Annotated in this window: 23 protein-coding genes and 1 pseudogene; 10 read left to right on the top strand and 14 right to left on the bottom strand. The window is 37.3% G+C overall.

The window, feature by feature from the left end:
- A complete protein-coding gene (gene topA / locus ACFINE_RS05060) occupies positions 1-2,574 on the bottom strand; it encodes a type I DNA topoisomerase (RefSeq protein WP_375621281.1) in 2,574 nt (857 codons plus the stop codon).
- Between the two features lie 264 nt (positions 2,575-2,838).
- Between topA and ACFINE_RS05055 the strand changes: the two genes are divergently transcribed.
- Positions 2,839-3,045 carry a hypothetical protein gene (locus tag ACFINE_RS05055; protein ID WP_005773510.1) on the top strand — a complete coding sequence of 69 codons (207 nt, stop codon included), beginning with the start codon at positions 2,839-2,841 and terminating at the stop codon, positions 3,043-3,045.
- On the opposite strand, the gene dprA is transcribed toward ACFINE_RS05055, so the two are convergent.
- From dprA to ACFINE_RS05035, 4 genes are read right to left on the bottom strand one after another with little or no spacing between them, the layout of a single operon-like run.
- Positions 2,975-4,207 carry a DNA-processing protein DprA gene (gene dprA, locus ACFINE_RS05050; RefSeq protein ID WP_375621280.1) on the bottom strand — a complete coding sequence of 411 codons (1,233 nt, stop codon included), beginning with the start codon at positions 4,205-4,207 and terminating at the stop codon, positions 2,975-2,977. The genes ACFINE_RS05055 and dprA overlap by 71 nt on opposite strands.
- On the bottom strand, positions 4,164-4,796 hold the full coding sequence (plsY, locus tag ACFINE_RS05045) for a glycerol-3-phosphate 1-O-acyltransferase PlsY (RefSeq protein ID WP_273791019.1): 633 nt from the start codon (positions 4,794-4,796) through the stop codon (positions 4,164-4,166). Before plsY ends, dprA begins: the two co-directional genes overlap by 44 nt.
- A gap of 11 nt (positions 4,797-4,807) precedes the next feature.
- Positions 4,808-6,109, bottom strand: coding sequence for a dihydroorotase (locus ACFINE_RS05040; protein ID WP_375621279.1), 1,302 nt, complete (start codon positions 6,107-6,109; stop codon positions 4,808-4,810).
- Positions 6,106-7,071, bottom strand: a complete 966-nt coding sequence (locus ACFINE_RS05035) for an aspartate carbamoyltransferase catalytic subunit (protein WP_375621278.1) — start codon at positions 7,069-7,071, stop codon at positions 6,106-6,108. The genes ACFINE_RS05040 and ACFINE_RS05035 overlap by 4 nt, the downstream gene beginning before the upstream one ends.
- 125 nt (positions 7,072-7,196) lie before the next feature.
- Between ACFINE_RS05035 and ACFINE_RS05030 the strand changes: the two genes are divergently transcribed.
- Positions 7,197-8,816, top strand: a complete 1,620-nt coding sequence (locus ACFINE_RS05030) for an acyl-CoA dehydrogenase family protein (protein WP_375621277.1) — start codon at positions 7,197-7,199, stop codon at positions 8,814-8,816.
- Here the strand turns inward: ACFINE_RS05030 and ruvX are convergent.
- The gene (gene ruvX, locus ACFINE_RS05025) at positions 8,801-9,280 is read right to left on the bottom strand and encodes a Holliday junction resolvase RuvX (protein ID WP_375621276.1); all 480 of its coding nucleotides are present in this window, start codon (positions 9,278-9,280) and stop codon (positions 8,801-8,803) included. The two genes, ACFINE_RS05030 and ruvX, sit on opposite strands and share 16 nt — an antisense overlap.
- A gap of 148 nt (positions 9,281-9,428) precedes the next feature.
- Between ruvX and gatC the strand changes: the two genes are divergently transcribed.
- Both gatC and gatA read left to right on the top strand, forming a co-directional pair.
- The gene (gene gatC / locus ACFINE_RS05020; RefSeq protein ID WP_375621275.1) at positions 9,429-9,716 is read left to right on the top strand and encodes an Asp-tRNA(Asn)/Glu-tRNA(Gln) amidotransferase subunit GatC; all 288 of its coding nucleotides are present in this window, start codon (positions 9,429-9,431) and stop codon (positions 9,714-9,716) included.
- A 31-nt stretch (positions 9,717-9,747) separates the two neighbouring features.
- On the top strand, positions 9,748-11,232 hold the full coding sequence (gene gatA, locus ACFINE_RS05015) for an Asp-tRNA(Asn)/Glu-tRNA(Gln) amidotransferase subunit GatA (RefSeq protein ID WP_375621274.1): 1,485 nt from the start codon (positions 9,748-9,750) through the stop codon (positions 11,230-11,232).
- A gap of 94 nt (positions 11,233-11,326) precedes the next feature.
- On the opposite strand, the gene ACFINE_RS05010 is transcribed toward gatA, so the two are convergent.
- From ACFINE_RS05010 to ACFINE_RS04990, 5 genes are all read right to left on the bottom strand, one after another.
- Entirely contained in the window at positions 11,327-12,037 is a 711-nt protein-coding gene (locus ACFINE_RS05010) for an ABC transporter ATP-binding protein (RefSeq protein WP_273791026.1), read from the bottom strand.
- On the bottom strand, positions 12,024-12,806 hold the full coding sequence (locus ACFINE_RS05005; protein WP_375621273.1) for an ABC transporter ATP-binding protein: 783 nt from the start codon (positions 12,804-12,806) through the stop codon (positions 12,024-12,026). Before ACFINE_RS05005 ends, ACFINE_RS05010 begins: the two co-directional genes overlap by 14 nt.
- Positions 12,803-13,861, bottom strand: coding sequence for a branched-chain amino acid ABC transporter permease (locus ACFINE_RS05000; RefSeq protein ID WP_375621272.1), 1,059 nt, complete (start codon positions 13,859-13,861; stop codon positions 12,803-12,805). Before ACFINE_RS05000 ends, ACFINE_RS05005 begins: the two co-directional genes overlap by 4 nt.
- The gene (locus ACFINE_RS04995) at positions 13,861-14,937 is read right to left on the bottom strand and encodes a branched-chain amino acid ABC transporter permease (RefSeq protein ID WP_375621271.1); all 1,077 of its coding nucleotides are present in this window, start codon (positions 14,935-14,937) and stop codon (positions 13,861-13,863) included. The genes ACFINE_RS05000 and ACFINE_RS04995 overlap by 1 nt, the downstream gene beginning before the upstream one ends.
- Positions 14,938-15,051: 114 nt before the next feature.
- Positions 15,052-16,185: an ABC transporter substrate-binding protein gene (locus ACFINE_RS04990; protein WP_375621270.1), complete on the bottom strand. Its 1,134-nt coding sequence runs from the start codon at positions 16,183-16,185 to the stop codon at positions 15,052-15,054.
- A 324-nt stretch (positions 16,186-16,509) separates the two neighbouring features.
- Here ACFINE_RS04990 and ACFINE_RS04985 point away from each other — a divergent pair, with 324 nt between their 5' ends.
- From ACFINE_RS04985 to ACFINE_RS04970, 4 genes are all read left to right on the top strand, one after another.
- The gene (locus ACFINE_RS04985) at positions 16,510-17,085 is read left to right on the top strand and encodes a cold-shock protein (protein WP_273791031.1); all 576 of its coding nucleotides are present in this window, start codon (positions 16,510-16,512) and stop codon (positions 17,083-17,085) included.
- Positions 17,086-17,336: 251 nt separating this feature from the next.
- Positions 17,337-17,849, top strand: a complete 513-nt coding sequence (locus ACFINE_RS04980; protein ID WP_375621269.1) for a DUF192 domain-containing protein — start codon at positions 17,337-17,339, stop codon at positions 17,847-17,849.
- Positions 17,846-18,619: an alpha/beta fold hydrolase gene (locus ACFINE_RS04975; protein ID WP_375611926.1), complete on the top strand. Its 774-nt coding sequence runs from the start codon at positions 17,846-17,848 to the stop codon at positions 18,617-18,619. Before ACFINE_RS04980 ends, ACFINE_RS04975 begins: the two co-directional genes overlap by 4 nt.
- A gap of 618 nt (positions 18,620-19,237) precedes the next feature.
- Complete coding sequence (locus tag ACFINE_RS04970; protein WP_375621268.1) at positions 19,238-19,450, top strand: DUF3126 family protein; 213 nt, start codon at positions 19,238-19,240, stop codon at positions 19,448-19,450.
- 44 nt (positions 19,451-19,494) lie between these two features.
- Here the strand turns inward: ACFINE_RS04970 and radC are convergent, their stop codons facing one another.
- The 3 genes from radC to sfsA are packed head-to-tail and all read right to left on the bottom strand — an operon-like array spanning position 19,495 to position 21,846.
- Positions 19,495-20,289 (bottom strand): DNA repair protein RadC, encoded by a 795-nt coding sequence (gene radC / locus ACFINE_RS04965; protein ID WP_375621267.1) that lies wholly within the window; start codon positions 20,287-20,289, stop codon positions 19,495-19,497.
- Positions 20,290-20,306: 17 nt separating this feature from the next.
- Positions 20,307-21,137 (bottom strand): type I methionyl aminopeptidase, encoded by an 831-nt coding sequence (gene map, locus ACFINE_RS04960; RefSeq protein ID WP_375621266.1) that lies wholly within the window; start codon positions 21,135-21,137, stop codon positions 20,307-20,309.
- Positions 21,130-21,846: a DNA/RNA nuclease SfsA gene (gene sfsA / locus ACFINE_RS04955; RefSeq protein ID WP_375611922.1), complete on the bottom strand. Its 717-nt coding sequence runs from the start codon at positions 21,844-21,846 to the stop codon at positions 21,130-21,132. Before sfsA ends, map begins: the two co-directional genes overlap by 8 nt.
- A 302-nt stretch (positions 21,847-22,148) precedes the next feature.
- On the opposite strand from sfsA, the pseudogene ACFINE_RS04950 reads away from it, so the two are divergent.
- Positions 22,149-22,986, top strand: a pseudogene (locus ACFINE_RS04950) (RNA methyltransferase).
- Positions 22,979-23,806 (top strand): glutamate racemase, encoded by an 828-nt coding sequence (gene murI, locus ACFINE_RS04945; protein WP_375621265.1) that lies wholly within the window; start codon positions 22,979-22,981, stop codon positions 23,804-23,806. The pseudogene ACFINE_RS04950 and the gene murI overlap by 8 nt, the downstream one beginning before the upstream one ends.
- Positions 23,807-23,918: the final 112 nt, after the last annotated feature.

Below are 23,918 nucleotides of genomic sequence, written 5' to 3'. Positions count from 1 at the left end.
TTATGTCTCTTTTATTTTTGCTTTTGTTTTAGAAGAAGCTCTTTTTGAAGTTGTTTTTTTACTCGATGCTTTAGCCGATATAAGTTCTAGTGCCTCTGGAAGTGTTACACTAATGGGATCTTTATCTTTTGGCAATGTTGCATTAATTTTACCCCAATTGACATAAGGACCATAACGCCCGTTGCGCACGGTAATGGTTCCTCCTTCGGGATGCTCTCCTAATGTTGCCAATGCTTCAGGTGTTGTTCTGCTTTGCCTGGTTTTGTTTTCTTGTTGTTCTGCTAATACTGTAACAGCGCGATTGATACCAATATCAAAAACTTCATCTGCATGAAGAAGGCGCGCAGATTTTCCATTATGGCTAAGATAGGGACCATATCGTCCAATCGTAGCCGTGATTGTTTTTCCGGTTTCAGGATGAATGCCAATTTCACGGGGAAGGGATAGTAAAGCCAAGGCTTTATCAAGGGTTACATTTTCTGCCTGCCATTCTTTTGGTAATCCTGCACGCTTAACTTCTTTGCTTTCACCAAGTTGAATATAGGGACCAAACCGGCCATTACGAAGAGAGATCTCTTTTCCTGTTTCAGGGTCAATACCAAGTATAACAGGTTCATCATTGCGTACAGCTTCATTCTCTTCTCCAGTATCTGTACCAAGTTGGTGTGTGTATTTACATTCGGGATAATTGGAACAGCCAACAAAAGCACCATAACGCCCAAGTTTTAATGATAATTGACCATTTTTACAAAGAGGACAGGAACGCACATCACTTCCATCTTCGCGTTCAGGAAAGGCGAGAGGTGCTAATGTTACATTTAAAGCATCAAGAACATTGGTTATACGGAGTTCTTGGATATTGCTAATAGATGCATTAAATCCATCCCAAAAATCTCGCAATACGTCTTTCCAAGAAAGTTTGCCATCAGAGATAAGATCCAGCTTTTCTTCAAGATCTGCTGTGAAACCATATTCTACATAGCGATTAAAAAAATTTTCAAGAAAGGCCGTAACAATACGTCCCTTGGCATCGGGAATAAGCTTTCGTTTATCAATGACAATATATCCACGGTCACACAATGTCGCCAATGTGGATGCATAAGTTGAAGGACGACCAATTCCTAACTCCTCAAGCTTTTTAATTAATGAAGCTTCAGAATAACGAGAAGGGGGCTCTGTGGTATGTTGTACAGATTCAACTTTTTCTTTTGTAAGTGCTTCACCAGTGTTTATTTGTGGTAAACGTGTTGTTTCATTTTCTTCATTATTTTCTTCGTCTCGTTGATCCGTGTAGACGGAAATAAAGCCATCAAAACGAACAACAGATCCTGTTGCCCGTAGATTTGCACGCTCTTCTCCTTGCTGTGCTTCAATTTCAACGGTTGTACGTTCAATGTCAGCAGAGCGCATTTGGCTGGCAATGGCACGCTTCCATATCAGATCATAGAGCTTTACTTGATCGCTATCGAGAAAATTACGGACTTGACTAGGATTGCGTTGAAAATCTGTTGGGCGGATCGCTTCATGTGCTTCCTGTGCATTTTTTGCCTTTGTTGAATAAAAACGTGGCTTTTCAGGAATATAGTCTTTTCCGAAAGTTTCATGAATAACTTTTCGTGCTGAATCAATAGCCTCTGGTGCTATCTGCACACCATCGGTACGCATATAAGTAATAAGCCCTGCCGTTTCACCATTAATTTCAATGCCTTCATAAAGCTTTTGGGCAATTTGCATAGTGCGAGAAGCTGAAAAACCTAGTTTTGAAGAAGCTGCTTGTTGTAGTGTAGAGGTCGTAAATGGAGGAAAAGGATTTCTCTTTGTAGGTTTTGCTTCAACACTGAGTGTATGATATTGCGCTTTCTCCAGCATAAAGCGAATTTGGTCTGCTTGTTCTTGAGATTGAATATCAAGCTTGCCTATTTTTCTTTGATTAAACATTGTCAATCTTGCTTGGAAACTATCATTTCGGATGGTTTTTAACTGTGTTGTAATGGACCAATAATCTTCTTTGATAAAATGTTCTATTTCTGATTCACGATCACAAATAATACGCAAAGCAACCGATTGAACGCGTCCTGCTGAACGCGCACCAGGGAGTTTACGCCATAAAACAGGTGAAAGTGTAAAACCAACGAGATAATCGAGAGCACGACGTGCAAGATAAGCATCGACAAGGGATGTATCAATATCACGTGGATTATTCATAGCATCAAGCACAGACTTTTTGGTGATGGCATTGAAGACAACTCTTTTAATAGGTTTATCTTTTAAAACTTTTTTTTGACGAAGAACATCCAGAATATGCCATGAAATAGCTTCCCCTTCACGATCAGGGTCTGTTGCTAATATAAGGCTATCAGCTTCTTTAACGGCTTTTGCTATTTCATTTAAACGTTTAGCGGCAGCAGAATCTATATCCCATTTCATAGAAAAATCTTGATCCGGTAAAACAGAACCATCTTTTGCAGGCAAATCACGAACATGTCCAAATGATGCGACAACTTTGTATTGAGACCCAAGATATTTATTAATTGTTTTTGCTTTTGCTGGAGATTCAACGATAACGATATTCATAATTTTACCCAAATATTGAAATAAAAATTTTTTTATAAACGCCTTTTACGCGAATAGCTAATGCCAATTGCTTAAGAGCACATAAAAAAATATTAGCCATATAAAAAACATGAATATTGTACAACTTATGATTGTCATTATTAGAGTACACCCTATATAGAATTACACGATTTATTTTCCACTGTTATTACAAAAACATACGGCGAAATACTAAGATAACGTCTATTGAGAGGTAGGAGGGGAAATGCTCAAGGATAGAGGATTATGTTTATAAATCATTTAAAAGTTATCCAATATATTACAGACATGTCAAAGCAAATGAATCAGATGGCGCGTCAGGCGCACAGTCCGCTTTTAGCATTGCTTTTGGATATGGTTGCCAAAGAAGGGCAAAGCATTATTAATAGTGCTGAGGCTCTTGGGGAAGATCAAGATTCGACAATGACACACAACCACCAGAGTGTCGAATAAGCTTTCCAGCAAGCTCGAGTTCTACCAACAAGAGGTAGAGAGTTGGGAGTGAAATACCTGAGTGGATACTGAGTGTGTCTAAGTCGATTGGCGTTGTTGAAAGAGCGGAGAGAACTGCTGCACGTGCTGCATCATCATCTGCTAAAGAGAGATCGCTGTTTTTTTCATCTGCTAAATTAAAATTCTCCTTTTCAAGTTGTAAGGAGGATGGTTCCTCAAAAAAATTGAGTTGCGAATTTGGAAGCGGTGAAATTAATGGCGTAAGTGTTTCTATAATGTCAGAAGGATGTGTGGTGAGTAGAGCACCGTCTTTGATAAGATTGTTTGTACCAACAGATCTTGGATCAAGTGGAGAACCGGGAATGGCAAAAATTAGCCGTCCCATTTCAGCTGCTTGACGTGCGGTAATTAAGGACCCTGAGCGCAGGGCTGCCTCTACAACCAAGAGACCAAGTGATAGAGCTGCAATAATACGGTTTCTTCTTGGAAAATCGATAGCACGCGGCTTCCAAGAAATGGGCATTTCGCTGATGATGGCTCCACCGTTGGCAATAATATCTTCATGCAACTTTTTATTTTCAGGAGGATAGATATGATCAATTCCTCCCGCCATGACTGCAACAGTTCCTGTTTTTAAACTTGCTTGATGCGCAACGCTATCAATTCCACGAGCGAGCCCAGAAATTGTTACAAAGTCTGCTTCTCCGAGAAAACGCGCAAATTGAGCTGTAAGCTTTTTTCCCGCAGCTGAAGCATTTCGAGAACCTATAATTCCAATAGAAGTTTTTTGAAAAATTGAAACATTACCTTTGATAGCAATAAGCGGCGGGGGGGCTTCTGTAACCTTAAGAAAAGCTGGATAATCTGGTTCGCCCATACCAATAAACCGGACACCTAATCTTTCAGCTTCTTGCATTTCTTTTTCTGCATCTTCTAAGCTTGCTATTTTTATAGATACAGAACCACCACCTTTTCTACTAAGCTCTGGCAGCGCTGCCAGAGCATTTTCTGCTGTTTTATAATGATCAATGAGATTGCGAAAACTAACAGCTCCAATATTTTCACTGCGCAATAACCGTAACCAGCTTAGACGTTGACGATCAGTAAGCAGGATTCCTTTATTTATCTCCGTGTTGCGTACCAATCTTACTTTCTTCCCCAATTAATAATCTACTGATATTTGCAGAATGTTTTATAAACACAAATACGCTCATCACAATCAGCATACAATAGAAATAAGAAGCGGAAAAATAAAAAACAAATATCGGTGTGATCGTAACAGCAATAAGCGCAGATAATGAAGAATAACGCATGAGAAGAAAAATCGCACTCCATACAATAATAAAAATAATTGCTGCGGGCCAATAGATTCCTAAACAGACCCCTAGATAGGTAGCAACACCTTTGCCACCTTTAAATTTAAGCCATACGGGGAAAAGATGTCCTAAGAAAGTAAAAAAACCCGCTAGAGAAACAAGTATACTATTGTCTAGCGGATTACTAAAAAACTTTATAATCAAAACAACGATAGTTCCTTTTAACATATCACAAAGAAGTGTTAGAGCAGCAAGCTTTTTATTTCCTGTTCGTAAAACATTTGTTGCTCCAATATTGCCGGAACCGATTGTTCTTATATCACCAATTTTGAACAATCTCGTAAAAAGAAGACCAAATGGAATCGAGCCAATGAGATAAGATATGAGGAAAATAAACCATGGAGTGGACTGAAAAAATATTTCTGCTTCATTCATTAAGAATCTCATTAAGTTTGTTGATCAAGTTTAAAAACGGATTTCCCTTTCACAAAGGTCTGGAGCACACGTCCTTGAAAACGTGCATTATCAAAAGGGGTATTTTTTGAACGTGAATAGAGCTTCTCTTTCGAAACAACCCATGGTTCTTCAAGATCAACCACAATAAGGTCTGCATGAGCACCTTTTTTGAGTGTTCCTGCATTGAGTCCAAAGAGCTTTGCAGGCGCCGTTGACAAAAGTTCCGTTATCCGTAGAAGAGATAGGCTCTCATCATGATAAAGGCGTAAGGCTGCGCTCAATAAGGTCTCCATACCAATAGCGCCAATTGCCGCGTCATTAAATGGTAAATGTTTTGTGTCGATACTCTGAGGATCATGAGAAGAGACAATAACATCTATAATCCCATCCTTTATTGCTTCAATCATTGCTACACGGTCTTCTTCTGTACGCAATGGGGGCATTAAGCGAAAAGAAGTGCGATATTGTCCAATGTCATTTTCATTGAAAGATAAATGATTAATAGATACACCCGCTGAAATTTTCTCACTGCGTTTTTTACCTAAACGAAGTGCATCAGCAGAGAGTGCTGTCGATATTTGAGCGGCATGATAGCGTGTTTGCGTTAATGCTGCTAAACGTAGATCTCTTTCAAGTGGGATAACTTCTGCTTCGCGAGGGATGCCAGAAAGACCAAGCCAACTGGCAAGCAGTCCTTCATTCATCACACCTTGCCCTGTAAGATCTTTATCTTGCGTTTCATGCATCAATGGAACATCAAAATCGCGTGCATAAGTCATTGCACGCCGCATAACAGATGAATTTTGAAGTGTTTTTTTCCCTTCACTAAAAGCAACGGCTCCTGCATCTTTGAGCAAACCAAATTCCGTTATTTCTTGTCCGTTGAAACCTTGTGTGATTGAAGCAACGGGATAAATATTGACCAATGAGATTTCCTGTGCTGTATGCGTAATAAATTTAACGAGTGCTACATTATCAATAACTGGATGCGTGTTTGGCATCATAAGAAAGGAAGTAATACCACCTGTTGCGGCCGCGTAACTTGCTGATGTAATTGTTTCACAATGTTCATTCCCTAATTCTTCAACAAAAACGCGCGCATCAACAAGTCCAGGGAGAATTGCTTTGTTTTGTGCGTTAATAACTTCTGCTTCTTCAGAGAATCCCTGATTCAGAGCTTCTTTTCCAGCGGCTATAATTCGTCCATTTTTAACAATAACTGTACCAATTTCATCGATTGCGCGCGAAGGATCAATAATACGAGCATTCTGAAAAACAATTGGTTTTATCATTTTTTTTCTCCACTGATCTTTGTGCGTGAATCTAATAAAGCCTCCATGACAGCCATACGCACTGCAATTCCCATTTCTACTTGTGTCTGAATCATACTTTGTGGTCCATCTGCTATATCGGATGCAATCTCTACACCACGGTTTATTGGTCCAGGGTGCAGAATAATAGAATCATTTTTGGCATAGGCTAAATTTTCTTTATGTAAGCCAAAATAATGGAAATATTCACGCGTAGAAGGAATAAAAGAGCCTGTCATCCGTTCATGCTGTAAGCGCAACATCATGATAACGTCAGCATTTTTAAGACCTTCTTTCATCGTGTTAAAAACCTCAACACTCATATGAGCAATTTCTGCGGGTAAGAGTGTTGAGGGAGCAACAGCACGAACACGAGCACCCAAAGCATTGAGACACAGGATATTGGAACGGGCAACACGCGAGTGTAAGATATCTCCGCAAATCGCAACAGTTAATCCTTCAATACGACCTTTTGCCCTTTTAATGGTTAGAGCATCTAATAAAGCTTGGGTTGGATGTTCGTGGGCACCATCACCCGCATTAATAACACAACAATCAACTTTTTGCGCTAATAAAGCTGCCGCTCCTGCACTGTTATGGCGAAAAACCAGTATATCGGGCTTCATCGCATTGAGAGTTGTAGCAGTATCAAGTAATGTTTCTCCCTTTTTTACAGATGAGTTGCCGATCGCAAGACTCATCACGTGTGCACCTAGCCTTTTACCCGCTAATTCAAAAGAAGATTGTGTTCGCGTAGAGGCTTCAAAAAAGAGATTAATTTGAGTCCGTCCATGCAAAGTAGATTTTATTTTATCAATTTTGTTAGAAAGGATAATATTTGCTTCTGCACGATCAAGCAATGTATTAAGATCTTGTACACTCAGATCTTTAATAGCTAAAAGATGTTGATGAGGGAAAAGTGGGAAAAAATTATCTTGCATCATAGCATTCTTCTTTATCTCTCTCTAAACAGGTTAAACAAGCATTTGTTTGAATATGATAAATGTTTCTTAACTCTAAAAAGACAAATAGTCTATGATATGAATGATTTGAATGTAGGAATATACCTATGAGTGCTGTATCTGCGCAAAATACTCGTCGAAAAAATACATTTCTTAGCGATACGCTTATGTTTCGTATTGCTTCTACTTTGCCTAAGTTTTTGTTAGCAAGTTTTGAAGAAATAGGGGATTTTGCCGCGAGTCGAGAAGCATGGAAACTTTCTTGCTTAGCGAATCATTATAAGCCTTTACTATGCTATAATGATGAATGGGGGCAACCAACAGAAAGATTAGAGATCCATTCTTCCTATCAAGCTCTTCAACAATATTCTAGACAAGCAGGTTTGGTTACCTCGCTTTGGGAAAATACGAGCTCAGAAAATGGAGTACGCTATCAAGCGCGTGCGATTCGTTTAGCTTTATCTGCTGGTTTAGAAACAGGACATTTGAATGAAGTTATCATAACGAGTGCAGCTATTGCTGTTTTAATTAGTGATATCGAGCTCTTCAAAAAATGGCAAAATGTACTGTTATCACGCCAATATGATTCCTCATCAAAACCTATTCATCATAAAAAGGCTGCTTCTCTAACTTGTGCATTTGACGATATTGAAAAATACGCTTTCAATTTTCCAAGTGTTAAGAAAATTTCTTTCGATGAAAGTATGGAACGTGATCTATATCGTTTAAATGTTGTAAAAACCAACGTTATTAATCCTACCGCTGACGGATATCTTGTTAGTGCAGATTTAGATGGTCATTTAAGTTGTTTTTTTATTCCACGCATACAAGAAAATGGCGCATTAAATGGATCTATATCGATTCGTCATTTAATTCAGCGTTCTGGAGAACTTTTAACACCAGAGGGGGTTGTCGACTTCCAAGGCAGTTATGGCTGGCTTTTGGGAAATGCTGGAGAAGGGCTTAAAGTTATTAAAGATATCGAGACGATGATGCGTTTCGATCAATCTGTCATATCGGCAGGTGTTTTACGAGCGGCTCTTCAATTTGGTATGGATTTTTTCCGGAAAAAAATGCCCAATCAGCCTTTACCTCCACTGACAGAACGTATTTTTGCAGATATTGCATTAGATATAGCTGCCTCACAAGCATTGGTTTTACGTTTAGCGAGAGCATTTGACAATGCAGCAAATGACCGTTCTGAAGCAGCTTTTGCCCGCATTATGACACCTATTATTGCTTATCATGTAAGTCAATTGGTTGTGCCTATTATTGGTGAAATTATCGCACAACTTGGTATTGAAAGTTTTATAGAGAATAATCCATTATCACAAATGTTGCATAATGGGCCTGCGCGAATTGTGAGAAATAGTTCTGCTAATCAATTGGTAAAGGATGCCATTCTTATTGCTGAAAAAGCACCGGGATTGTTTCAGAAATTGTTGGAAAAAATTGCTCTTGATATTGGACCAGCAGGACCCCGAGCAATTGAAATTATTAAGTCAGCAGGTGATATGGCATCAGCAAATGAAGGTGCAGGAAGATTTTTTGTTGAACAAGTAGCTTATGCAGCAGCAGCAGCAGCATTACGTTCTACAGACATAGAACATGTTGCGAATGCCTATATGGAAAGCCGCCTTGGGGGACAATGGAGATCTTCTTACGGGATGCTCATTGCACGATATAATGCAGGGCATTTGCTCAATGTTCTCTATCCTTCCATATGATGAAAGTTTTGAATTCTATTGAGAGCACCTTGCAATATAAAAGCGGCGGCGGCTGAATCAATACGGCTTGCTCTTTTAGCGCGCGATACATTCATTTCTAAAAGAGACCGTTCCGCAGCAATTGTTGATAAACGTTCGTCCCAAAAAACAAATGGAATTTTTGTATAAGCTTTCATATTACTCACAAAAGCTCTGGTTGCTTGAACACGAGAGCCACTGCTTCCATTCATGTTAAGAGGTAAGCCAATGATAATAACGCCTACATTTTCACGGTCAAAAATTTTAATAAGTGTGTAAGCATCTTCTGTAAATTTTTTTCGCTGTAGTACAGGACGCGGATTTGAGACAGTCAGCCCCCTATCAGAAATCGCAATTCCGATAGTTTTTGTCCCTAAATCTAAGCCTGCTATTGTTTGTCTAGGCAAAAGATGTTTTATAACTTCATCTATATTAATAACAGTCATAAAGGTATAATACGTTTTTTAATGTTTCAGATCTATAGTTATATTCTTTATTCATGTTATCTAATATTCTTGCACTTACAAGTGCAGCCTTGTATAGCCAGAATAAAGATCAAATAAATAAACAAAAAAGCAGAAAGGCGTAAAGAGTATGTCTGTTGATCAAGAGACAGTCAAGCGGATAGCACATTTAGCAAGGATTGCCCTCCACGATGATGAGATAGAACCTGTGACAAAAAAATTCAATGCTATTTTAGGTTTTGTAGAGCAATTGAATGAAGTTGATGTCAGTGGAGTTGAGCCATTAACATCTGTGATGCCGATGACTCTACGAATGCGTGAAGATACTGTTACAGATGGCGATAAAGCAGAAGATATTGTAGCCAATGCCCCTGTTACAGAAGAAAATTTTTTTCTTGTCTCAAAAATTGTTGAGTAACTTTTTATATTTTTGAAATTTGAGAACCAATATGACTGATTTAACAACTCTCACAATTGCGCAAGCTCGTGATGCTTTAATAAAGAAAAATCTCAAAGCAACAGAATTAACGGAAGCTTATTTACAAGCAATAGAATCAGCTAATCCAGTTTTGAATGCTTATGTAACAATAACAGCAGAACAGGCAATGAAAATGGCTGCTGAATCAGATAGTCGCTTAGCGAGAGGGCAGGGAGGGCTTTTGGAAGGAATTCCCTTGGGGATTAAAGATCTTTTTGCAACCTATGGTGTTCATACTCAAGCCTGTTCAAATATCCTTGATGGTTTTAAACCGCACTATGAATCAACTGTCACGGCTAATTTATGGCAAGATGGTGCTGTGATGTTAGGAAAACTTAATATGGATGAGTTTGCTATGGGCTCATCCAACGAAACATCATATTATGGTCCTGTTATTAGTCCATGGAGAAAAAAAGGCTCAAATGAAAAACTCGTACCCGGTGGTTCTTCGGGGGGATCCGCAGCCGCTGTTGCTGCACAAATTTGTGCTGGTGCAACTGCAACCGATACAGGTGGCTCAATACGTCAACCAGCAGCTTTTACTGGGACTGTAGGAATAAAGCCAACTTATGGACGTTGTTCGCGATGGGGCGTTGTCGCGTTTGCTTCATCTCTTGATCAAGCTGGACCTGTTGCTAGAGATGTTCGTGATTGTGCTATCTTACTCAGATCAATGGCCTCTTTTGATGAAAAAGATTCTACTTCCGTCAATTTACCAGTTCCTGATTATGAAAGTTATCTTGGTCAATCAATCAAAGGAATGAAAATCGGTATTCCAAAAGAATATCATGTGGATGGAATGTCTCCAGAAATTATTGAGCTTTGGCAAAAAGGAATAAATTGGTTAAAAGAAGCAGGTGCTGAGATTAAAGATATTTCTTTGCCCCATACAAAATATGCTCTACCTTCTTATTACATTATAGCTCCTGCAGAAGCCTCTTCTAATTTAGCGCGTTATGATGGTGTGCGTTTTGGTTTGCGCATGCCTGGAAAAGACATCATTGAGATGTATGAAAATACGCGTTCTGTTGGTTTTGGTGATGAAGTCAAACGGCGCATTCTGGTTGGGACTTATGTTCTTTCATCAGGTTATTATGATGCCTGTTATTTAAGAGCTCAAAAAGTAAGAACACTCGTAAAACGTGATTTTGATCAATGTTTTGCTTCAGGCATTGATGCTATTTTGACACCAGCAACACCAACACCTGCTTTTGGTATTGCTGATGAAAAAATAAAAAATGATGCTGTAGCAATGTATCTTAATGATATTTTTACGGTACCAGTTAATATGGCTGGTTTACCAGGAATTTCTGTTCCTGCTGGTCTGTCATCAAATGGTTTACCTCTAGGATTGCAATTGATTGGTAAACCTTTTTCTGAAGAAGTCATTTTTCAGATAGCGCACATTATTGAACAAGAAGCAGGAATATTCAGTGCAGAAAAATGGTGGATGTAATAGTCAAAATTCACAAAAAAGCATTTCTCATCCTTAATAAGAAATGCTTTTTTAAAAGGTGGAGGGATGAGCTCTATTTCCTTAATTCGTAGTCTTACCCACCAAGATAGGCTTCTTTAACACGCGAATCAGAGAGCATAGTTTTTCCTTCACCGTGAAATAAAATATGTCCTACCTCTAAAATATAAGCATAGTCAGCTATGGAAAGTGCAGCAAATGCATTTTGTTCAATAAGAAGAACAGTTTTTCCCATATCATTAATTTTTCGAATAATCGAAAAAATTTCTCGAACGAGAAGTGGTGCTAACCCCAACGAGGGTTCATCTAATATGACCATATCAGGATTGCTCATGAGTGCACGGCCCACAGCAACCATCTGTTGTTCACCACCTGACATTGTTCCTCCCAACTGTTTTGCTCTTTCACGTAGGCGCGGAAAAAGGTCAAATATCCATTCAATATCACGGGAAATTCCCTGCTTATCGTGACGAATATAAGCGCCTAGATGAAGATTCTCTAAAACAGTGAGATGGGGCATGATACGTCGTCCTTCAGGGCTTAGAGCAATCCCTAATCGCAAAATCTCTTCTGGTGATTTTTTTATAATAGATTTGCCATTATAGGTAATTTCTCCATAAACAGAGCGATTAAGCCCTGTAATAGAACGTACAATACTGCTTTTTCCTGCACCATTGGCTCCAATTAAAGTGACAATACTGCCCCGCTTTATGGACATAGAAAGATTTTGGACAGCTTTAATGGCGCCATAATGAACATAAAGATTTTTTATTTTAAGAATATCCATAAACATCTCCGCCAAGATAAGCTTCAATAACTTTAGGGTTATTACGAATTTCATCTGGTGTACCACTGGCAATGCAACAGCCATATTCCATAACCAAAATATGTTGGCAAAGCCCCATAACCACTTTCATATCGTGCTCAATAAGAAGAATTGTAAGATCAAAGTCTTTTTGCACTTTTGCTATGAATTTTCTAAGATCTTCACTTTCTTGTGGATTCATGCCAGCAACAGGTTCATCAAGAAGAAGCAATTTGGGCTTTGTGGCTAACGCACGCGCAATTTCTAGACGTCGTTGCACACCATAAGGTAAAGCTGTTGCCGATTGATTGGCAAGATGATCAAGTTGTAGCTGTTCAAGGAGCTCCAAGGAATTTTTATAAACTTCCTTCTTTTCTTTTATTGCTTTTGAAAAAAAGAGAGCTGACGAAAACCAAGGATATTTTTGTCGAACATGCGCTCCTACCATAACATTCTGCAAAACCGTTAACCCTGAGAAAAGACGAATATTTTGAAATGTTCTGGCAATATGGCTTCTACAGATAATATAAGGAGACGCTCCAGAAATTTTTTTCTCATCAAAAAGAATGGTGCCGCTTGTAGGAGCATAAAATCCAGAAATCATATTGAAAACTGTTGTTTTTCCAGCACCATTGGGACCAATTAATCCAGTAATACTTCCTCGTTTAATTGCCATATTAACATTATTTACAGCAACTAATCCGCCAAAACGCATTACAATATTATTGAGTGAAAGGATATTGTCGTTCATAGCTTTCTCTCAGTATTAGAAAGCTTTTTGCGTGTCAAAAAGCTATAAATTCCATTCCATGAAAATTCTCGTTGTCCCATTAACCCTTTTCTCCAAAACAAGATAATTACCAGCAATAAAAGAGAAAAAACAACCATACGAAGCCCTGGGGTTTCTGGAATATGTATAAAACCTAAGTCAAATGGACTTTCAATAATACGAAGCCATTCAAGCATGACTGTAATAATAATGCTGCCAATAATACTCCCTGTAATTGAACCGAGACCACCAGCAACAACAATCATTAAAATATTAAAAGTCAGAAGAAAATTAAACATTTTGGGATCAATGGTTGAAATAAGAGCCGCCATTAATGCGCCACCTATACCTGCAAAAAATGCTCCAACAGTAAAGGAAAAACTACGGTAGAAAAAAGCATTTATTCCCATAGTTTTCGCAGCTATTTCATCATCACGAATAGCACGTAATACGTTACCAGTATTACTTTGCAGTAAGAGGACAATAAAGAGAACTGTAAATGCTAGCCAACCATAGTTCCACCATAATGTTGCATTTTGAGGTATTCCTTTGATTCCCAAAGAGCCATTTGTGAGCGATGTTGCGTTCGTAATGACAATGCGAATAATTTCCGCAAAACCTAATGTTGCAATTCCAAGATAATCGCCACCAAGACGCAATATTGGTAAAGCAATTAATAAACCTACAACAGCAGCACACAAACCACTTATAACAACAGCGATAAAAAAAGGTAACTGTAAATGATATAATGGTTCAGCAATAGGCTCAAGAATCCACATCATTTCTTTTTGTTCAGGGGAAAGAAGTAAAATTGCGCAAACATAAGCACCAATAGCCATAAATCCAGCATGTCCAAGAGAAAACATACCTGTGAAACCATAAATCAAATTAAGCGAAATTGCCAATATCGCATTAATAGCAATCAGATTGATGATACGAAGCGTATAGTCATTAAAATGGCTATCAGCATAAAATAAAAAACCTATGAGAACTAAAACACTTATACACGATAAAACAGTTGTCGCTGACTTTGCCATTAGATTTTCTCCTGATTTCTTTTACCCATTAATCCTGTGGGTAATATCAATAGAATCAGAATCAATAAAATGAAAGCGAAGGCATCTCGATACCCAGATAGCGCGGGGAAAAATGCGATAATCATAATTTCAATAAACCCTAATAATAATCCTCCCAACATTGCACCTGGTATCGAACCAATACCTCCGATAACAGCAGCGATAAATGCTTTAAGACCAGGAAGAACACCCATATAAGGCTGAATTTGAGGATAACGTAAAGACCACATAATGCCAGCTATGGCGGCAAGAGCTGAGCCTATTCCAAATGTAAGCGCAATAACTTTATTGACAGACACACCCATCAAACGTGTTGTTTCAATATCATGGGAGATTGCGCGCATAGCAAGACCCGGTTTTGTTTTATGGATAATCCATAACAGTAATAAAATAAGAATTAATGACACAAAGGGAACGATCAGAGACATGGGAGCAATTCTGATGATACCATCTGCTCCTGATCCTAGATGCCATAAAAATGGTGTTACAAGAAAGTCTGGCTGTTGTACACCTTTCGGAACACCACTAAAGAGTACAGTAGCAAGATTTTCAATAAAAAAAGAAACACCAATTGCACCGATAAGTGCCGAAATACGCGGAGCATGGCGTAGAGGTTTATAAGCAAATTGATCAACAGCAACACCCACAGCACTTGTAATAAAAATGGAAAAACAAAGAGCTAAAACCCAAATCGGTGTAAAGTCTTGCGGGGAAATTTTAAAATAATAAACAAATCCTAGCGCAAGAATTAAAAAAGCAGCAATCCAATAAATTGGAGGACGCCTTTTAAAGCCTATAAAGACCGAATAATAAACAAGAGCAGCAAGGAACAAAAGAAGAAAAGCTGCCCACGCAGGCATAAAGCCAATTGTGGAAAAGAAAACAAAGTATGCTCCCAGCATAAAGATATCACCGTGAGCAAAATTAATGAGTCTCAGTATACCGTAGACCATGGTGTAGCCAATAGCAATAAGCCCATAAAGAGATCCCAATGCCAGTGCATTAAAAAAGTACTGGATGAACATTTCAGTGCTCATCTCTCATCCTTCCACATTTGTTAATTTACATAGGACAATAAGAAATTTCTAAGTTTTTGGTTGAGAAAAAAATCCTCAACCAATTCTTGCATTTTAGTAAGTAAAACTTTTTAATTAAAAAGCAGGTTTAACTTCTTCTAAATAAACACGTTTTCCATCCTGTATTTTAATGATACCAATAGGAATTTTAGGATTATGATTTTCATCCATTGACATATCCCCAAAGGGGGTAGGAAAATCTTTTAATTGGCTAAGTGCGATAGTAATTTTTTCACGATCAGTGCTACCAGCATTTTCAATAGCCTTCATGAACATCATATAACTCGTGTATCCCAAAACAGAATTGATATTTGGCTCTTTGTCTGGGTAAGCTTTTTTCCATTCTTTTGTGAATTCTTGCGCAGCTACTGACATATTTGGCATATCCTCACTATAGGGAAGTGTCGTATGTAAGAAACCTTCTGCAGCTTTTCCTGCAATCGTAATGGTTTCTGGATTATCCATAGCATCTCCACCCATAATTTGAAACTTCGCCCCTAATTCTCGTGCTTGTTTCATGATGATAGCACCTTCAGAAAAGTAAGATGGAATGAATAAGATATCAGGTTTCTGGGCGATAATTTGCGTGAGAACAGCTGAAAAGTCCTGATCTCCAGAATTATAATTTAAATTTGAGATAACTTCACCACCTAATTTTTTGAAAGCACGCGTAAAATAACTTGCAAGACCAATGGCATAATCGCTTGAAATATCTTTAAGGATAGCAGCTTTTTTTGCGTGTAAAGTTTGGCTTACATAAGTTGCGATTCCTACTCCTTGATAGGAATCAATAAAGCAAGCACGAAAGTAATATTTTTTACCCTGTGTAACAAGGGGACTTGTTGAGGACGTTGCAATGGTTGGAGTCTTTGCCTTTTCAGATATTTCACCACCTGCTAACGAAAGTGAAGAACCATAGCTACCAATGATTCCACTCACTTTTTCACTTGCTGTTAAACGCATAACAGCATTAGCCGCTTCTACTTTATCAGATTTATTATCAATAATAACAAGTTCCACTTTACGTCCTAAAATTTCTGGAACTTTTTTATGGGCTAATTCTATACCTCTAATTTCAAGCTGCCCTCCAAATGCATTTTGACCACTTAATGGAAGATAAACACCAATCTTAATAGGTTCACTCGCATAAACATTTGCTGTAAATGCCATAAATGCTGTGATTATCGTAAGGATTTTCTTCAATTGCATTGCGCATTTTCCTTAATTGAATTGTCGTTTTTTCACCTTATATTGAACTTCTTCATCATGCAAGTTACACATTAATCAAAATATCATTATGTAAAAAAACTTTGTATATGACCTCTTTTGTAGGGCACTCCTTGTAAGGTATGTAAAGTGTACAATCAAATAGTTTTATAAATATTCATGTTGATATTCTCTGACATTAACATAGAAGATACGACAATGTGGGGAAATCTTATCTTGGGGCTTGCGTGTTGATACAAGAGCAATGTTTACTTAAACCTAGAGAATCAATATCGTACAATTTATAAGCTACAGGATCACGTTATTATGACGAGTAAGGATGCATTAAAGGATTGTTCCCCATCTGAGGATAGTATAGGTGCTTGTGGGGAGATTATCGAAATCAGTGGTGTCATTAAGTGGTTTGATGGTAGTAAGGGGTATGGATTTATTGTACCTGATTTACCTCATTTTCCAGATATATTATTGCATGTTACGGTAATGCGAAGGGATGGTTTTCAAACAGCTTTAGAGGGAGCTAAAGTCATTTGTGCTGTGGAAAAAACTGAACGAGGGTTAAAGTGCGTTCAGGTGAAATCCATAGATTGTTCTTCAGCAATTCATCCATCAGAAGTTCCTGCCCGTACCCATGTTGTTGTTACTCCAGAAAGTGGACTAGAACGAGCAATTGTTAAATGGTTTAATCGTGACAAAGGATACGGTTTTCTTAGCCGAGGGCAAGGAACAGAAGATATTTTTATTCATATGGAAACATTGCGCCGTTTTGGTTTAGCAGAGCTTCGTTCCGGCCAAGTTGTTCTTGTACGTTTTGGTAAAGGAGAAAAAGGTTTAATGACAGCAGAGATTTATCCGGACATAGGCATTCCTTTAGCTACGCATTGAATTTCACGAGTGAAATCAGTGTGTTTTCTATATTTTTAAAGATGGTTATTCCGTAAATTGCTATAGAGGTAGATTTTTAAAGAAAATATGGCTCTCGTTAATCCATAAACCAAATGAAGAAAATTTCGCATATTACGTTGAAAAAAACTAGAAAATAACAAGGAAGCAATCCTCTTGTTTTTTGACTTTTAAACTCTGGTACTTTTTATTTTAGAAACAAAATTTAAAATTTTTCTGTGGTGGAGACAAGAATGTTAAAGCCTTTTAAAAAGGGGCATATTGTTTTATTGGTGATGCTTTTTATGTTAGATATGCGTGTTGTTGTAGCAAAGGAGCCCATAGAGATTCCTGTGCATCCGGTTCCTTTAGAAATACATACAAAGCAAGGTCCGGTTTTTTATAAGGTAGAGATTGCTTTTACGCCATCTCAAGCAGCAGCTGGTTTAATGTATCGAACTGATTTTCCACGCGATCGTGCAATGCTCTTTAAGCAGCTAAAAAGTTCTCGATCGGGAGATGAGCAGAAAATTTTTATGTGGATGGCAAATACGCCTTTACCTTTAGATATGATTTTCTTAAACTCTGAGGGAATTATTGTATCGATTATTGAAAATACTTCTCCACTTTCAACAAATACCATTTCATCAGAAGTTCCTGCAGCTTTTGCACTTGAAATTAACGCTGGTGAAGTTTCTAAAAAAAAGATACAAAAAGGACAACGTGTTATTCATCCTGTACTTTGTGGAAAGTGCAATAAAAAATGACCGCTGAAGATATTCGTTTTTTTGAATATAATGGTTTGCGATTTGCTTATCGAGAAGAAGGGCAGGGCGCGCCTATTTTGTTGATCCATGGTTTTGGATCTTCTGCACGGGTGAATTGGTATGCAACGGGTTGGTTTCGTATTCTCACTGAAGCAGGATATCGTGTTATTGCTCTTGATAATCGCGGTCACGGAGATTCAGTTAAAAGTTATGATCCTATCTTTTATACACCTCAAGCTATGGCTGGCGACGCAGTAAAGTTACTGCAGCATTTAGAGTTATCTAAAGCCCATGTTATGGGATATTCTATGGGGGCTCGTATTAGTGCTTTCATGGCTCTTTTGCATCCAACATATGTACACAGTGTTATTTTTGGTGGTTTAGGTATTGGTATGGTGACGGGAGCAGGAAATTGGGAGCCTGTTGCTGAGGCCCTTTTAGCAGAAGATATTTCCACTATTACCAATACGCGCGGTTTAATGTTCCGTAAATTTGCAGATCAAACGAAAAGCGATAGGCGTGCTCTTGCTGCTTGTATCATTACATCAAAACAGGAGTTAACGGCGTCTGAAGTTTACAAAATCAAACAACCAGCACTTGTTGCCGTTGGTTCATTAGATGAAATTGGCGGTGATGCAGAGCCATTGGCAGCCTTGTTGCCTTGTGGTGAAGCTTTATCAATTCCTGATCGAGATCATATGCTTGCTGTAGGCGATAAAGTTTATAAAAAAGGCGTTATCGATTTTCTTTCTCGTTATCCTATAAAATAAGAACTCTTCATAGCTTTTAGAATTTACAGAAATACCCAATATTTTTATTTCGTATAAATTGAAAAAAGCTTATTAAAAAATCTTTTTGTTGTGACGTAAGTTTTTATAAAAAATGAAAAGAAAAATAAACTCTTATTAGCTTATTTTGTATATTTTCCAGAGACGTAATTCTTCTAAGATTAGATAATTATACTTTAAAGGTTATTAAAAAGAATTATTTTCGAATGATGTAATAAATATTTTTTGCTAAAAAATGTAGTTTTAAATAAAAAAATATTTTTATTTATATTTTTTATAAAATAAACAAAATTATAAATTATTGATCAATTTATTCTTACGAATATGCATTTTAAATACAGAGGCTAAAATTGGAGATAAAGTAAAATTATTAAAAATATACAGTTTTTTTGCCATTTTTTAATCTATACGGGTATATTTAATAATGATAGACTCCTTTTGTAAACGTTCTTTATGAATGTATAAAGAACGTTGTGAATATATGTAATATTAAGTAAATATTCAGATTATGCTTTTTTACTGACTTTACAGAATCATAAGAGTGTCTTATTTGCACGACACGCAATTATTTTAATCGTTTCAAAAAAACAGGAGAGCATAGTGAATGCTGATGAAATAAAAAAACTTGATAATTATTTTAAAAATATATTCCAAAACTCAGCATTGCAAGTCAGAGCACGGCCTAAAAAGAGTGATTCTTGTGAGGTTTATATGGGAGATGAGTTTTTAGGCATTATCTATCGAGATGAAGATGAAGATGAGCTCTCCTATAATTTCTCAATGGCTATATTAGATATTGATTTAGAAAATTGATTCGTTATTCATAGTTGAATGAAGTCTTTTTTATCCCATAAGATTTATATAAGTTTTAACGCTTTAAAACTCGTATGGTTATTTCGTGCAATAATAAGATGGTCATGGATAATAATGCCTAATGCATTTGCTGCATCTTTTAATCTATATGTCATTGTTATATCTGCATTAGAGGGTGTGGAATCGCCAGAAGGGTGATTGTGGACTAAGATAAGTCCTGATGCGGATAACTCTAAAGCTCGAGAAATAACTTCACGAGGATAAACAGGGGTATGATCAATGGTTCCAGTTTGTTGCACCTCATCAGCAAGTAAGCCGTTTTTCTTATCAAGAAACAAAATACGAAATTGTTCACGTGTTTCGTGAGCCATAACAGCTTTACAATAAGCTAACACTTTATCCCATGATGAAAAAATATCGCGCTTAAACAATTGCGCACGAGCAAGACGTCCAGCAACATCTGAAATAATTTTTAAATCAACTGCAGTGGCGGGACCACATCCTGGAATTTCTTGAAGTCGGTGAATATCCGCTCCCAACACATCAGCTAATGAACCAAAACGTGCTATCAAATTTTTAGCTATGGGTTTTGTGTTTGCACGGGGTATTGTGCGAAAAAGCAATAATTCAAGATATTCATAATCTTCAATTGCATTTCCTTTTGACTTTAAATAGCGCTTCCGAAGACGTTCACGATGGCCTTGATAATGTTTATGAAGCTGTGCGTTTTTCTGAGGCTCTTCACTTTTTCTTTCTGATACTGGGGTGAGTGGAAAACTCGATGTTAATGCAAAGTGATTACTTTGAGTACCTTCCTTTTGATTTAATTTTTTAGCCATAACATCTCTACATTGCGTTAGGTATGGGAATTTGGAATATAAAAAATATTTTTAGGAGATTGTGTAAATATTTCATACCCTTCATTTGTAACACCAATTGTATGTTCATATTGTGCTGTCAGAGAGCGGTCACGGGTAACAGCAGTCCAACCGTCAGATAAAATCTTAACTTGTGGTTTACCAAGGTTAATCATAGGCTCAATTGTAAACATCATACCTTGTTTTAATTCAATTCCTTCTCCAGGATTTCCATAATGGAGGATATTGGGAGCATCATGAAAAAGTTGGCCGATACCATGTCCGCAAAAATCTCTCACAATTGAACAGCGTTCAGATTCTGCATACTGTTGAATGGCTGCCCCAATATCACCTGTCGTTGCTCCAGGCTTAACGACAGCGATTCCTTGCATAAGACTTTCATAGGTTATTTTTAGCAAGCGTTCTGCTGCACGCCTAATTTTTCCAACAGGATACATTCGGCTTGAATCCCCATGCCAACCATCAAGGATAAAGGTTACATCAACATTTACAATATCACCTTCTTGCAAAGGTCTTTTATTGGGAATGCCATGGCAGACAACGTGATTGATAGATGTACAGCATGAATGGCTGTATCCATGATAATTTAGATCAGCAGGAAGTGCTCCTCGCTTAGCTCCAAAAATAAATACAAAATCATCTATTTCTTGCGTAGTAACACCCGGCTTAATAATATCTGTAAGCGCATCAAGGCATTCTGCAGCAATACGACCAACTTCACGCATTTTAGCAAAAGCATAATCATCGAAAATGCGGATTTTTCCATTAAATTTTAAAGGGATTTTATTATATTCGATATACTCAATCATTGTTTCTTCTATTTTCTATTTTTACTCTCTGAATCGGAAAAATGCCTTCTACACTTACATGACACTTTACAGCATAACATTCTACTCCTGATTTTAATGCTAAATCAAACTTACGTCCATAGAGTGGATCAAGATCATGACAAATTGTAAAAGCTGAGCAATCTTCTCGTTGAATAATATAAAGCATAGCAGCTCGTTTTCCTTGTTGTACAACTCCTATGAGCTCATCAAGGTGACGTGCACCACGTTTTGTTTCGCTATCAGGAAATTCTGCTAATCCTTTCTGACGAATAAAATGAACATTTTTGACTTCTAGGTAACAATCAGGAAGAATGTCATCACGTAAAAGAAAGTCAATTCGTGATTGTGTCCCATAGCGTTGTTCTTTTAAAATTGTTTTATATCCATTTAATTCTGGTAGTAATCCGTTTTGAATTGCTTCTAACGCAAGTTTATTGGGTAAAGACGTATTAATGCCAACCAAAGTATTATCGGCTTCAATAATTTCTAATTGATAGGCATATTTTCGTTTGATGTTGTTATGATAAGAAAGCCAAATATTGGTATTGAAAGCTGTTAATCCAAGCATTGATCCTGTATTAGGTACAGACACGGTGAGGACATGCTGATCATCTTGTTGAACATCCGCAAGGAAACGTTTATAACGACGGATAAGCTTTGCAGGAAAAAGTTTGGGAATAAAGTGCATATCCCTTTTTTAGGATTTATGATTTCATAATTCAACTGAGATTATGATTTATAGGGGCTGTTCCCTATTAAAAAAGATAAAATTGATGTAAAAAACGCTACGATATCTTATATAAATTGTTATAAATTCCATCGTTCACTTTAATGGCTTTTAAAATTTATTATTAGGTTTAGAAACTATTATCTTTGAATGAAAAGATAGATTATCTATAATTTATTATTAAACAGCATTAGAGTATTGTGAAAAAGGTTTCGTAAAAATAGTGGAGAGGGAGATAGTTTAAGTGAAACTAGGTAAAATTGATGGCAGGAACGAATAGGAATCGTGAAAATTTAACAAATGGTCCCATTATTATTTTAGTTGAACCGCAGCTTCCTGAAAACATTGGTATGGTCGCAAGGGCAATGGCAAATTTTGGACTTTCTAAGCTTCGATTAGTCAATCCTCGAGAAATGTTTCCAAATGAAAAAGCTAGAGCTGCTGCAAGTAAAGCTGATCATGTCATTAACAATGCTGTGATTTTTAACACATTGCGTGATTCAATTGCAGATTTACACTATGTTTTTGCCACAACAGCACGTGAAAGATGTGGATTTAAAACTGTAAAAAGTGCTGTCGAAGCAGCAAGCGTATTACGTCAGCGTGAAAGTATCGGACATAAGACTGGGATTGTCTTTGGAAGAGAGAGATGGGGACTAGAAAATGATGAAATCAGCCTTGTTGATGAAATTATTACTTTTCCAGTTAATCCTGCTTTTGCGTCACTTAATATTGCGCAAGCGGTTCTTTTAATGTCTTACGAATGGATGAAAGCTGGTTTAGAGAATGTCAGCGATACGGCATTTCGTGCAGCAGAGATGGAACCTGCAAATAAAACAATATTCCATGGTTTTTTATCTCAGTTAGAAGAGGCTTTGAATATCCGTGGGTATTTTAGACCACCAGAACGTAAAGAAGTAATGCTTGCAAATTTGCGCTCTGTTTTTACGCGCGCTAACTTTAGTGAACCTGAGGTTCGTTTATTGCGAGGCATTATATCTTCTTTGGATCATTTTTCGCCACAATATCCACGGGGGAGTAGAGCACCGGAAGAGCGTGATCGTAAAAAAATTAAAAATAAGTGTGAAAACTAATGGATGAACGACCTGTTCTTTTTTTTGATAGCGGTATTGGTGGTTTAACAGTGTTCAGGGAAGCGCGTATTCTTATCCCCGATATGCAATTTATCTATGTTGCTGATGATGCAGGATTTCCTTATGGAAATTGGAAAGAAAATATTTTGAAAGAGCATATTTTGAAGATTTTTACAAATCTTTTAACACGTTACAATCCAGCTTTATGTGTGATTGCTTGCAACACTGTTTCTACACTGATGATAGCAGATTTACGACAGAATTTTCCTCATGTCCCTTTTGTAGGAACGGTTCCTGCAATTAAATCAGCTGCTGAACAAACAAAATCTGGTTTTATTTCCGTATTAGCGACTCCTGGAACAGTTAAACGTGCTTATACAAATGAATTAATTAACTCTTTTGCTGGACAGTGTCATGTTCAGCTTGTGGGAAGTAAAAAGCTGGCTGGACTTGCTGAAGATTATTTACGTGGAAAATCTATCGATTCAGAAGAGTTAAGAAAAGAAATCCTGCCATGTTTTGTGGAAAAAAATGGACAATATACGGATGTTATTGTTTTAGCCTGCACACATTATCCTTTTTTGATTAATTTCTTTCGTGAACATGCTTTATGGTCCGTTGAGTGGATTGATCCGGCGAAAGCGATCGCCAAACATATCAGATCTTTATTACCATTGTCGGGAAAGATACACCATCAATATATAAAGAAATATCAAGATTTTGCGTTGTTGACATCAAAAAATATCACTTCTTTAACGGAGAATTTGTTTAAAGGATTTGGCTTAAAACTCATGAAAGGAGTTGACTTTGGGTTACGAGACCAATAATGATGATCTAGCTATTTTTTCAAGAAAATAGCATTAATTGACGTGTCCCGTGGATAACTTTGCATATTGATATGTTAAGGTATTCTGTCAGTCTTTAGTATTTAAAGGCAGA

The sequence above is a fragment of the Bartonella sp. AA97HXZ genome (genome assembly GCF_042196985.1).
Classification (GTDB): Bacteria; Pseudomonadota; Alphaproteobacteria; order Rhizobiales; family Rhizobiaceae; genus Bartonella.
Note: the sequence above shows the minus strand (reverse complement) of the source record. Positions and strands in the feature narration are given on the sequence as shown.